This window comes from Gardnerella sp. DNF00571G, assembly GCF_049262695.1.
GTDB classification, from domain to species: domain Bacteria; phylum Actinomycetota; class Actinomycetes; order Actinomycetales; family Bifidobacteriaceae; genus Bifidobacterium; species Bifidobacterium piotii.
Genome location: NZ_CP058396.1, coordinates 971,661 through 983,461 on the forward strand (window position 1 = coordinate 971,661; position 11,801 = coordinate 983,461).

Genomic DNA, 11,801 nt, shown 5'->3' on the forward strand with positions numbered 1-11,801 from the left:
AAGTGTAAGCATAATTTTGAACACACATTTGCATTTTGAAAGGATCTAAAATGAGCGAAAACAATGTTGAAAAGACTAACGATAACAAGACTTGCGATACTTGCAATAACAAAAATTCCCACAAAACTAATACAGTTGCAGCATTATGCATTGCTCCTAGCGGAGTTGGCGAAGAACTTAGCGAATACGTAGCAGATTGCGTTAAAGTGATTCGTGATTCTGGATTAAAAAACGAAACAAACGCAATGTTTACAAACATCGAAGGTGAATTCGACGACGTTATGCGCGTTGTAAAAGATGCAACTATGGTTCTTGTTGAAAAAGGCTACCGCACAGGCGTTATATTAAAACTAGACATTCGTCCTGGTTTTAGCGGCCAAATAGACGCAAAAGCTGCTCTTGTAGACAAGATTCTTGAAGAACGCGAAAACAAGTAAGCTTAAATAAACTTAAAGCGTTTTAACTGTTTTAAGCGGTTTTTACGCCACCAAATCTGCGGTCGCGATGCGCATAACGGTCGATTGACCTCCACAACGCTTCGCGACCATAATCTGGGAAAAGTTCTGGCACAAAATCAAGCTCCGCATAAGACGCTTGCCAAGGCAAAAAGTTGCTTGTGCGCTGCTCTCCCGAAGTGCGAATCACAAGATCGCAATCTGGAATATCTGGATTATACAAATGTTCTGCAATCATCTTCTCACTAATGCGATCGCCCTTAATTTTGCCGCTTTTAACTTCCCTAGCAATTGCCGCGCAAGCGTCTGCGATTTCCGCGCGACCACCATAGTTTAAGCAAAAAACAACGTCAATCGTAGTGTTATTTTTTGTAATCTCTTGAGCTTTTTCCAACTCGTCAATAACAGACTTCCACAATTTCGGCCGTCTTCCAGCCCAGCGCACGCGCACTCCCCACTCGTTCATTTGCGCAACTCTGCGGTGAATAATATCTCTAGAAAATCCCATCAAAAAATGCACTTCTTGAGGAGATCTTTTCCAATTTTCTGTAGAAAACGTGTACAAGCTCAAGTAGCGAACACCTGCTTCTATGGCTCCTGCAATAGTGTCAAAAACCACTGGTTCCGCCGCTTTATGCCCTTCGGTGCGAATCATTCCGCGCTCTTTGGCCCATCTGCCATTGCCGTCCATAATCACGCCTACATGGCGAGGAACTTTACCTTTAGGGAAATCTGGCACACGGCTAGTATCACTAAATGGAGCTGCTGGAATATTTAACGAAGTGTAGTCAACGTTTTCAAAACTCATAGTTAAAATCTAACAACCCCATTGAACGAATAGCTAAAGCGTTTTGCAAAGATTGACTAAAGAGCACACTAAAAAGCACACTAAAAAGTCCGCTATATTTTTTGCAAAACTTCTGTTAGATAATTCAAATATCTTTTCCCAAAGCAAGATTTGTACCATCTAGCATGCTCTAAGAATCCAGTATCGTAGCCCCAAATCTTAAAATCGTAAGATCCATTTGACTTTAAGTAATAGTCTACAAATTCTACGCATTGCTCGATTTGACTTACAGATAAAACAAGCGGAAGCAGCTCTTTTTCAATATATGTTAACGGTCGAACGCTAGCATATCCTTGCAAAATTGACTTAACTAAGTCCGTTCTAAATGAATCTTTTTTGCCATTCGCAATATCTACCCATTGAATTGTGTTACGTTCTAAAGTCATTGCCAAATCGTAGATTGCTGTGTTTTTATACGCCATTCCAAAGTCAAATACTGCGCTTGGAGCGCTACCTTCCCACATAAAATTAGATATATGCGGATCTCCATGAGTCCACTGCTTTTTTAGATTCGCATACCCCAAATCGTAAATTTTTTTGCATGTTGGAGCAAATTCACTTAAATCTTTTACAAAATCACGATTCTGCTCTTTTAAGAATTTCGCTAAATCGGGTCTATTTTCCAACCAAACTTTTGCATCATTTTGCACATCTTCGCTTGCACAAAGACTAAATCTTGATTGAAAAGCGTTGATTTCCTTAGAATTTGGCTCGTCAAAACTTTGCGAAGCTAAGGCGATTTTTGCCATCATTACTCCAAGATTTTTGGCTTCTTCACACGTTTTAGGAGGATCCCAAGTGTACGCGTCTTTGTATCTATCTTCTCCGCTAGCTTTTAAAGTCACTTCGTAAGCGCAATCACCTATTACAAGAAGAGTGCCGTCTACGTAAATATCGCCACAAATATCGCCAGAAGTATTCTTTTCTAAACCTAAAGTCTCGCTATTTTTATTAAAATACAAGTATTTTGGAGTGCTTATTTTGTTTTGTAAAAGATGCTCAGCAAAACGATGATACGGCCTAATTGTGCTTGCTTGCCTAACTTTTGTGCTGCATCTTTTAATATAAACGTCTAAATTTTGCGATTTTTTTGGCGAATCATCTTTGTAATGCGCACGAATCAATGAACCTGCAGCCATCGGGCGCAAACTATGGCTTAAAACGCAATCAGCTTCTAGCGGATCCTCTAAAAGAGAACACACAATATTTGCCTCATCTAAATCAACATTTGCCCATCTTTGAGCAACAATATCTAGTTGAGGGTCGTTGCTTTCGTTTTCCATATTCGCTCCAATTATTGCCACAGGTTCATTGAATTGTGATATTTATTTGCGATTGTAATTGCGTTTGCAATCGTTATTATGCTTGCGATTCAAGCACATGCTGACCGACTATTCTGGCAAATACTCGTTTGTTACGCATCCGCTTTCTAGGCTCTTTAGCGCGCAATCAAGAGGCACGCTCAAATGGCCATTTTCACCCATCCAACGAGTGTAGTTTTCCACCAAAGCCATGTCTGCTGTACCCCAACGACCATTCTTGTCGTACCAAGACGGAATCACTTCGTCTAGCGAGGCGCGCAAAGCCTCTGGGCTAATATGGCAAAGCGCATTTTGCAAAGCATCAACGCCAGCCTGCGGGTCTTTTCCTGCAAGCTCATAGCCCTTAACTGTTGCACTTGCAAAGTTGCGTATTAATTGCGGATTTCGCTCAATCATCTCTTGGCGAGCGCAAACATAGTAAGAATGATGCGGAGCTACGCCAATAGAATCAAATGGAAGAACAACAACTTGGTCAAATGGAAGCGACCCCTGGTATGGCTCCCACCAAGCAACGTTAATGAATGCATCGCACATTCCGCGTTCTACAGCTCGAATGTCTGGCTCCCATGGGCCTGGGTCAATTGTAATCAGCTTGCTAAAGTCGCCTCCGTCGGCAGCAACCGCCTGCTGAAGCTCCGTGTATAAGCGCTTAACACCCATAGGGATTACTACGCGCTTTCCTTCTAGATCTTTGAATCGCGTAATACCCGTGTTCTTATTTGTTATGATTCCACCAATTTGCGATTGATTCATTACAGCAAATGACGTTAGCTTATTTGCACCATTTTGATGAGCCAAAAGCTGATTTAAGCGAACAAGAGCTATGTCTACTTCTCCGCGCTCCAAGCATGCTGGAACATCTCCGCGCTCCGTATCTGTGCTTGTAAACTCTACATCTAATCCGTATTGTGCGTACAATCCGCGCTTTCTTGCAAGATACATACCTGCGTGATTCGTCCATGGATGCACATATTCAAGACGTACTCTTAGCATATTAACTCCTTTGTTTTATAGTGATTTGTGATTTTATTTTGACTTTTATTTGCGACTTTTGCGCGCTGCTAACTTGCGACTTTATTTGCCACTTTTATTTGCGACTTTACAAAAGTGGGCGAGGTAATTCCCCGCCCACAAATCAAATCTTACTAGCAAAAGTTAAGACTTAAGCGCGTACTTCTTTGCCAGAAGCAAAACGGCTCAATGCGCCAGTAGCAGCAATACCCTTGTACAAGTACCACATAACTACACCACCAATTACAGCACCAGAAATCATGCTGCAAAGTGTGTGAATCATCATGAATGCGCCGAAGATTGGAACACCTGCGTAGTAGAACGGATAGGTTGAAACGATTCCACCCAAACCAGCTAATGCGCCAGAAAGTGCAGTCAAACCAACGTTCCACTTGCGATACATAACAAACAAGAATGCAAACTCAGCAAACAAGCCCTGAACAAAGCCAGGAAGAACGGTACCAATACCGCCCCAGTGGCTACCAACAGTCAACTCAACCATTGCAGCAATAAACTCGCCGAATAGTGCAGCGCCTGGCTTGCGAACCATAATAGCAGCTAAAGGACCAGCGAAGTAGAACAAACCATAGTACAATGCGCTAACGCCTGGAACTGGAATAAGCTTAAGAGCAGCAGAAATAGGCTCACTAATCAAGCCGATGCCCCAGAAGATAATACCAGAAGCTACAGCAATAACAACCGTGAGCGTAACATCAGCCACGTTCCAGCGCAAGGATGGACGCACGGTCTCTTCTTCAACAGATGCACCCATTAGGGTCTCCTTTCATCTTTAACCAATCAAACAAAGGCGACCCTGCAGAAAACTCCGTACGTCGGCATTACCCGATTCACGTTAAACGGTTAGACAGTAATCTTCTCAGCTCTTAAAAGAGCACCCGTGCCTGATATCATTCATATTGCATCAGACAGCGAGGACAAATTTTATAAAATTCAAACATAAAATTAACAAAATCACTCATTAAGATAATAGAAACTCTAATCAAAATACAGCGAATTAGAATTTTTTTCGCTTAAACGCATAGATCTAATAGGCTTTTCTAACCAATATTCACACCATTGTTCAACGCATTTAGATGTTAAATCGTCTATACTTGTTCCGTCTAAATTTTGCCAATCGCCATTAATTAATGAAATCATTTGAAAACGCGCTAAATCATTGCACTTAATAGACTCTAAAGCATGATCTTTAGAGCACATAACTCCACCACTAGCTGCAGAGAAATAGTCTAAATCATTGCGTGTTGAACAAATAACGCACTCATTTAACCTAGGAGACCATCCAGCTAATTGCAATGCTCTTAAAACGTACGAAAGCGCGATTGATTCAGCACTATGTAAACTTTTAGAAAGAGCAGATAAAGCAGCTATAAGAAGATTGTATTGTGAGCAAGAATCCGAATATTGTGCGCAAGACGAGACTAAATCGTCCGCAATCTCTGCAATCATGCTAGCACAACTATACAGATTGTAATCCGCACAAATGCTACCAGCATAAGGCGAAACTAAAACCGCTTGAGAAATAACATCAAAAGTTTTGCCAGTTGCAAAAAGTGCATTAACTCGCATAAATGGCTCTAAGCGCCCACCAAATCTAGATTTTAACCGCCTTACACCTTTTGCAACAGCTCGAACCTTGCCATGCTTTTTAGTGAGCATAACAATAACTCGATCAGCTTCCCCAAGAGGAAAAGTCTTAAGAACAACAGCTTCATCGTTATATAACGGCATTAATCAATAACTCTTAGCTTGTATAATCCCTAAATCTAAGTGAAAAATAGATTATTAATTATGATTTGGGTTTACAAATCCGCCAAAATTAGATTCGCCAGTATCGTCAAAATCGTATGAATCATTATTTGCTTCGCGAGAAGAATCTTCAACCGAAGTGTCAAAATGGTTCATAACAGGGAACGAAAGATCTGGAATATCTAAATTAAGACTTTGCGAAGGCTCGAACTTAGGCGAAGCAAGAAGTGAAAGATTCAAATCTCCAATGGATTTAGAATCATTTGCATTGTTATTACTTGCATTGTTAGCATTTGCATTATTTACACCATCAGCATTCGCACTAACAACATTCGCGCTATCTTCCTTCTTTTCTGCATCTTTAACTTTTCCAAAATCATTATTGTTAGTAGCAAAATTGTTGGAAGCAGCATTAGGAGCATAAGACGGAGGGAATGCTGGAGGCATAACAGTAGACGCTTGCGACATTTCGTCGTCTGTATCGTCACTAGCTTCAACACTCACAGAGTGAGGAGTAAAAATCGCCTTCTGTGCATGATGCTCAACAGGAATAGATGGAGGAATTGCTGGAGGCATTAATGGAGAGGGAGCTGGAGCTGCCTTAGGCGCAACAACACTAGGCGCAACAACACTAGGTTCAACAGCACTAGGTTCAACAGCACTAGGTTCAACAGCACTAGGTTCAACAGCACTAGGCGCAGAAGATGTTTTAGAAACAACATTTTCTTGTAAATCATTATTAGACTTAGCAGAAACGCCAAAATTAGCAGAATCAACAGAATCACTAGGATCAAAGTCTGTATACTTAGCAACTCGATCATAAGACTCAAGTCTGCTTAATAAGCGAACGCAAGCATTTAGATAATAATCCACCTGACGCTCGTCATATCCTCGTTTTCCAGAACGTTGAGTAAACAGAACATTAGAAACAAACATTGCGTCAATTTTGTCTAAATCACTTAAACTGCTTCCCCAAACTGGATTATATCCAAGAAGAACAGCAATCTTATCTAGCGACTTATTTACAACATTGTCTACTTGTTTTTTATCGTAAGAAGGCTTACGCGATTGCGCGGAATCAAAGCGCATTTTATAATCGCGCTGGGAATGAGAAAGCAAAACTCTATATTCTTCGTCTGCTTGCGCCTTCCAAACAACCTTGCCGCGATTAGAAATCTCGTACTGCGTAGTCTTATCTACAACTGCACGCTCTAATCTAGAAAGAGCAGCATCTACTTGAGGAATGGCATATCCTTCATCTTCTAGATCGAAAGATACGTCTTGAATATCTTTTTGAGTAAGACTAATGTCGCTAGATTCATACAAAGAATGAGCACGCTCAAGAAAATCATTAACTTGCTCTACGCTGTAACCCTTCTTGCGCTTACCTACACGCTCAATACCCGAAGAATTACGCGCGGTATCAGGTTTACTCGCCATAAACAATAGACCTCCTGAACAGATTCGTATTCAATACACTTTACGCGATTGTTAAGACGCATAAACAAAAAACACGCAAAACACGCAAATGATATATGCGCAAAACACGCCTAAAACACAAATCAACGTTCTAGTACACACCATACTGTATCTTGTTTCAAGCGGGCGATTAGCTCAGCTGGCTAGAGCGCCACCTTTACACGGTGGATGTCGGGGGTTCGAGTCCCTCATCGCCCACTTTCCGCTTTACAAGTTCTTAAAGAATCTAGATTTTTCCCAGCCTTTATTTTTACTAACGCTTTGTATGCGTCATCCAATGTTTTTACGCTTACAACTTTTAAGCCTTGCGGAATATTCCCAACAACTTCATTGCAATTGCTGTTTGGCGCTAAGAACCATTTAGCTCCGTCTCTTTTTGCAGATATCATCTTTAATCGAATACCGCCAATCGGACCAACTTTCCCAGAGTTATCAATGGTTCCCGTTCCAGCGATTATTTTTCCACCAGCCAAATCTGTGTTTGTAAGCTTGTTCAAAATACCCAAAGCGTACATCATGCCTGCAGAAGGTCCACCAATATCGTCTATATGCAACTTAATTTTTACGTTTTTTACATTCACATTAAGATGATTCTTCGCATAATCCAAAGCCGCCACTTGCGCAGAAGATTGCGAAGAAGCCATTTGCTTATTTGTTTCTTTCTTATAATCGCTTGCGTTTTGATTTACTGGAACAAGAACTTCTCTAGGTAAAACTTGCTTTTTAGAATCAAACCAAGATGCAATCGCATATATATTTGGAATCTCGTAACCTGGTATTCCAGACGTATTTACTGTTACTAAAAGAAGCTTTCCACTTTTTGACGAAGATTTATAGTCAGTATTCTTAACAGCGCCATTTTTAACATTAATCACATATTTTCCAAAAGACTTTCCTAGAACATCTTGAGTTGGCCCAGGTTCTTCAACAACGTATGCACTTGGTAGAAAAAGCGCGATAATCGACATAACTACAATAAATAACCCAACAAAATACCTAAATGACTTAGCGGAAAAATATTCAATAAGATCCCCAACAGTATTTTTAAGAGTAGTGAATATATTTTTATTGATTTTATTAAACACGTACGTAATCTTATTAAGAATCTTATTATGCATAAAATTAATAGTATATGTAAATGTGCATAACCTACACTCTAAGAACCCTCACAAGATGCGGTTTTTGAAAAAATTTGAAAAAGTTATACACATTATTAATTTATTAGCAAAAATCACCATGTATCGAGTAGAATCTTTTATACGTGGTTAAAACTGTATAGTTAAAAACTATGTAAACAAACATAAAATATACGCAAATATATTTAACTTAGGTACAAACTTCATAAGGATTGAATATGAGCGAAGAAGAAATTCACCAATGGCTTGTTAGCTGCTTTGGCCCCGAAGAAGGAGAAAGAGCTTGGTCTAACTTTGAAAATCTTCCTTTTGAAGTTCGCGATGACATTCTTACAAGATGTTCAAACGGAGGCCTTCCATCTCCAGAAGAAGTTCATTCGTTAATGAGTGCCTTTGCCAATGGCGGCTTAAACACGCCTTTTGAGATGACGGAAACACTTAAAGAAGGTCCAATCAATAAAAGACTTGCTCAATTGCTTGCTTGCCAAAAAGCAACTGGAGACGGCGGTACAGTAAACGCACAAGTTGCAGATGCAACAAGAAGAGCGCTAAGTGAAGCAAACTTATGGCTAGACGCGAATTGCAATCTAAATCCAGTATCTGGAACCCCCGATGTTCTTTCAAGAGAAGACTGGGTTAATGGAACTATAGATTCGTGGATTAAGTTTGCAAATCCTGTTGCCAAATCGGTTAGTAACGCTTTTTCGGATGTTATTGCCGAAAAATTTGGAGAAGACCAAGACTTAGAAGTAGAAGGATTATACGACGGCGTTATGCCAATACCTATGCCAGATGGCGTAAAAAAGCCAGAACAAATGATGAGCCTTCTTGCTAACACGTCTTTTGCAATGCAATTAGGATATGCTGCTGGAAATTTATCTCACGAGATTCGCGGAAGCTTTGATCAAGGTATTTCACTTCTTAAAAACCCTGCAGGCGGTCTTGTTCCTTACAATTGCATAGATTACGCAAAAAAGTGGGGATTAGACATTAACGAAGTTATGAATTATCTAGCATTGCGAGAGCTTGCTCACGCACGATTGTTTGCGTCTGCACCTTGGCTTATGCCTCGTTTTGAAGCACTAATAATAAAGTATGCAGCTGGAATTTCTATCGACTTAAGCGCTATGGAAGAACAGCTTAGAGATATTGAAGGAATGAACCCAGAGTCTATTTCGGGAGCTGTTGACTTATGTAATATTGCTAGAAACGATACAGAAGGTCAAAAACAAGCATTAAAAGGATTAGAAACACTTCTTGCACTTAGTGAAGGTTGGGTTGATTGCGTTATTTGGCGTGCTGGAATGGCACACATTCCACACATTGAGCAGCTTAGAGAGATGACTAGGAGAGAACGCGCTGCAGGCGGCCCTTCCGAAATGACTTTCCAAGCTTTAACTGGATTAAAGTTGCGTCCTAGAGCAATGCGCGAAGCTGCTGCAATGTGGGATGCGATTACAAACGAAAAAGGCATTGAGGAACGCGATGCTATGTGGAACCACCCAGATCTTTTGCCAGAATTACCAGATTTTAGCGAAGATAAAGAAGATACTAAGGATAATAAAGATAAAGAAGATAATAAAGACGATACTAATAAAGTAAATAAAAGTAACGAAAACAATAAAAACAACGAAAATAACGAAAACAACACTAATAGTCAAAACAATACGAATAGTCAAAATAGCGATAACACAACTAAAAAAGAATCTGAACAAACAGATAGCAATAATTTAGCAAACGTTAATCTAGAAGAATTAAGCAAGAATATGCTTGATTTAGAAGATTTTAAGAACAGTGACGATTTAGAGCAAAAACTTAAAGACGTTAATTGGGACGACGAATTAAGTAAATTATTGGCATCTAGCGATAATAACAGCGACACCCAGAACAATAAGCAAGACTCAAACCAAGATTCTAATGCGGACTCTAAAGAAGACTCCGAAGAAGACTCTGGCAAGGATTCTGGCGAAGACTCTGGCACAGATTCTAATCAACAAAAAAGCGACGAATAAAGTCACAAACTAATTTATAAGCTATTTACGTTAGAACAATTGCATAAATGCATTTATTCTAAAAAGTGGCTTACAGACCTTTGCATTCCGTTGCCATAGTCTTTGCAAATTGCATAAGATATGTGCAAGGTTGCTTCTGCGCGCGTTATTGCAACATACATAAGTCTGCGCTCTTCTTCGTCTGCATCTTGAGTTCTATTAACGCTTCCAAATGGCAGTAAGCCTTCGCTGCAGCCGATTAAAAACACGTGCTTAAATTCCAAGCCTTTAGATGCATGAATCGTAGAAATCGTTACAGGAAGTAAAGATTTTTTGATTAAATCTACTTTTTCGCGCTCGCTTTCGCTTTCTTTTGCAAAGTCAATGTCTTTTGCATCGCCACTTTCGACGTATTTTTCTGAATCACTCAAATCGCTAGCGTTTGAATCTTCAAAATTGTTTTCTAAAACATCAATCTGCAAACCAGCATCTTTTCTAACAGAAAAATGTATTCCTAAATCACCCAAAGTTTTGCAAAATATATTCTGTTGAGCATTAGTGCGAGTTAGAATAGCAAAATCTGTAGGGCACGCTTTGCCTGATTTAACAGCATTATAAATTCGTTGAGCAACATCAACAGCTTCGTCGTAATCCGTGTTGTAAACAGTTTTAGTAACGCGAGCGCCACCCTTATTTTTTGACACAAGTCTTAAATAATCACATCTAAAAGCAGACTTAGAAAGAACCCGATTAGCAAGCCCTACAATACGTTCCGTAGATCTGTAATCCGTATTTAGATTAATGTCTGCACAAAGCGGCGCAAACTCGTTAGGAAATTCAAGTAAATCGTAGCTGCTCGCTCCTGCAAAAGAATAGATCGTTTGCGCAGGATCTCCGACAACGCAAATATTTCGATTATTGCCAAGCCAACATTTAAGAAGCTCATGTTGAAGAGGAGAAACATCCTGATACTCGTCAACAGTAACCCAGCCGATTTTGCTACGTATTTTCTCACATGCTTTAGGAAAAGCACGCAAAATGTGGCACGCAAGAAGCAGCAAATCGTTAAAATCAATAAGATTCCTTGTGTTTTTTTCTAACTCGTAAGCTTTATATGTTTCAACAAATTGATTAACGTCTAGAGCTGCAGGAAGATCTCGACTAACGCAAGAATATGCGCGCGCGTAATCATCTGGCGCAATAAGACTAACTTTTGCCCAGTTGATTTCTGCAACAATATCTCTTATTTGCGCAGAAGTCATATCTGCAAAATCCGTGTAATGACTTAATGCTTGCTCAGTAACGCTTTTTGGATCATCCATTATATTTGGAAAAGGAGCTTCGCAAACGTCATTCCAAACTCGTCTTAAATGTTGTAAAGCTGCGGAATGAAAAGTTGCAACAGTTGCATTATTTACGCCTAATTTTTTAAGGCGATTTTGCATTTCTTTAGCAGCTTTTACAGAAAAAGTAACAGCTAAAACGCGATTTTCGTCCCACTCTCCTTTTGCACACGCGTACGCGATTCTTCGTGTAATAGTGCGAGTCTTACCTGCTCCAGCGCATGCAGTAATGCGCACTGGCCCTTGTAACGCCATTGCTGCTTTGCGTTGAGAATCATCTAAACCTTCTAGCAAAGATTGAGCATAATCTTTACCATGATTTTCGTTAGATTCGCGCTTTTTGCTTTCTAAAGACTCTTGAGTAGAAATCATAATTCTATTGTTACAACAATTAAAGAAAAATAAAAGCATAAAACGCTAATGTGGTTAAAGGCTATTTAGCTATATCTC

The 11,801-nt window shown here is 39.8% G+C and carries 10 protein-coding genes, 1 tRNA gene and 1 riboswitch; of the genes, 3 read left to right on the forward strand and 8 right to left on the reverse strand.

What is annotated here, in order from left to right:
• Positions 1-50: 50 nt before the first annotated feature.
• The gene (locus HXT30_RS04045) at positions 51-437 is read left to right on the forward strand and encodes an MTH1187 family thiamine-binding protein (protein WP_004132604.1); all 387 of its coding nucleotides are present in this window, start codon (positions 51-53) and stop codon (positions 435-437) included.
• A gap of 31 nt (positions 438-468) precedes the next feature.
• On the opposite strand, the gene HXT30_RS04050 is transcribed toward HXT30_RS04045, so the two are convergent.
• From HXT30_RS04050 to HXT30_RS04075, 6 genes are all read right to left on the reverse strand, one after another.
• The gene (locus HXT30_RS04050) at positions 469-1,263 is read right to left on the reverse strand and encodes an isoprenyl transferase (RefSeq protein ID WP_248899302.1); all 795 of its coding nucleotides are present in this window, start codon (positions 1,261-1,263) and stop codon (positions 469-471) included.
• A 92-nt stretch (positions 1,264-1,355) separates the two neighbouring features.
• The gene (locus tag HXT30_RS04055; RefSeq protein ID WP_422111355.1) at positions 1,356-2,585 is read right to left on the reverse strand and encodes a phosphotransferase enzyme family protein; all 1,230 of its coding nucleotides are present in this window, start codon (positions 2,583-2,585) and stop codon (positions 1,356-1,358) included.
• Between the two features lie 108 nt (positions 2,586-2,693).
• On the reverse strand, positions 2,694-3,617 hold the full coding sequence (locus tag HXT30_RS04060) for an ABC transporter substrate-binding protein (protein WP_004122192.1): 924 nt from the start codon (positions 3,615-3,617) through the stop codon (positions 2,694-2,696).
• Between the two features lie 169 nt (positions 3,618-3,786).
• Positions 3,787-4,407, reverse strand: a complete 621-nt coding sequence (locus HXT30_RS04065) for an ECF transporter S component (protein ID WP_422111356.1) — start codon at positions 4,405-4,407, stop codon at positions 3,787-3,789.
• A 36-nt stretch (positions 4,408-4,443) separates the two neighbouring features.
• A riboswitch (TPP riboswitch) is annotated at positions 4,444-4,545 on the reverse strand.
• 86 nt (positions 4,546-4,631) lie between these two features.
• A complete protein-coding gene (gene recO / locus HXT30_RS04070) occupies positions 4,632-5,384 on the reverse strand; it encodes a DNA repair protein RecO (RefSeq protein ID WP_020973338.1) in 753 nt (250 codons plus the stop codon).
• Between the two features lie 54 nt (positions 5,385-5,438).
• Positions 5,439-6,842 carry a DivIVA domain-containing protein gene (locus HXT30_RS04075; protein WP_422111357.1) on the reverse strand — a complete coding sequence of 468 codons (1,404 nt, stop codon included), beginning with the start codon at positions 6,840-6,842 and terminating at the stop codon, positions 5,439-5,441.
• A gap of 163 nt (positions 6,843-7,005) precedes the next feature.
• Here HXT30_RS04075 and HXT30_RS04080 point away from each other — a divergent pair.
• Positions 7,006-7,079 (forward strand) — tRNA-Val (locus HXT30_RS04080).
• Here the strand turns inward: HXT30_RS04080 and HXT30_RS04085 are convergent.
• On the reverse strand, positions 7,070-7,999 hold the full coding sequence (locus HXT30_RS04085) for a PDZ domain-containing protein (RefSeq protein WP_422111358.1): 930 nt from the start codon (positions 7,997-7,999) through the stop codon (positions 7,070-7,072). The genes HXT30_RS04080 and HXT30_RS04085 overlap by 10 nt on opposite strands.
• A gap of 236 nt (positions 8,000-8,235) precedes the next feature.
• Here HXT30_RS04085 and HXT30_RS04090 point away from each other — a divergent pair, with 236 nt between their 5' ends.
• The gene (locus HXT30_RS04090) at positions 8,236-10,029 is read left to right on the forward strand and encodes a zinc-dependent metalloprotease (protein WP_415701774.1); all 1,794 of its coding nucleotides are present in this window, start codon (positions 8,236-8,238) and stop codon (positions 10,027-10,029) included.
• Positions 10,030-10,082: 53 nt separating this feature from the next.
• On the opposite strand, the gene HXT30_RS04095 is transcribed toward HXT30_RS04090, so the two are convergent.
• Positions 10,083-11,723: an ATP-dependent helicase gene (locus HXT30_RS04095; RefSeq protein ID WP_421778827.1), complete on the reverse strand. Its 1,641-nt coding sequence runs from the start codon at positions 11,721-11,723 to the stop codon at positions 10,083-10,085.
• Positions 11,724-11,801 lie beyond the last annotated feature (78 nt).

What these genes read in the sequence shown, in the direction of transcription:
- HXT30_RS04095 (WP_421778827.1), bottom strand. Translation starts at nt 11,723, where the DNA reads ATGATTTCTACTCAAGAGTCTTTAGAAAGCAAAAAGCGCGAATCTAAC.
- HXT30_RS04055 (WP_422111355.1), bottom strand. Translation starts at nt 2,585, where the DNA reads ATGGAAAACGAAAGCAACGACCCTCAACTAGATATTGTTGCTCAAAGA.
- HXT30_RS04075 (WP_422111357.1), bottom strand. Translation starts at nt 6,842, where the DNA reads ATGGCGAGTAAACCTGATACCGCGCGTAATTCTTCGGGTATTGAGCGT.
- HXT30_RS04085 (WP_422111358.1), bottom strand. Translation starts at nt 7,999, where the DNA reads ATGCATAATAAGATTCTTAATAAGATTACGTACGTGTTTAATAAAATC.
- HXT30_RS04050 (WP_248899302.1), bottom strand. Translation starts at nt 1,263, where the DNA reads ATGAGTTTTGAAAACGTTGACTACACTTCGTTAAATATTCCAGCAGCT.
- HXT30_RS04045 (WP_004132604.1), top strand. Translation starts at nt 51, where the DNA reads ATGAGCGAAAACAATGTTGAAAAGACTAACGATAACAAGACTTGCGAT.
- recO (WP_020973338.1), bottom strand. Translation starts at nt 5,384, where the DNA reads ATGCCGTTATATAACGATGAAGCTGTTGTTCTTAAGACTTTTCCTCTT.
- HXT30_RS04060 (WP_004122192.1), bottom strand. Translation starts at nt 3,617, where the DNA reads ATGCTAAGAGTACGTCTTGAATATGTGCATCCATGGACGAATCACGCA.
- HXT30_RS04065 (WP_422111356.1), bottom strand. Translation starts at nt 4,407, where the DNA reads ATGGGTGCATCTGTTGAAGAAGAGACCGTGCGTCCATCCTTGCGCTGG.
- HXT30_RS04090 (WP_415701774.1), top strand. Translation starts at nt 8,236, where the DNA reads ATGAGCGAAGAAGAAATTCACCAATGGCTTGTTAGCTGCTTTGGCCCC.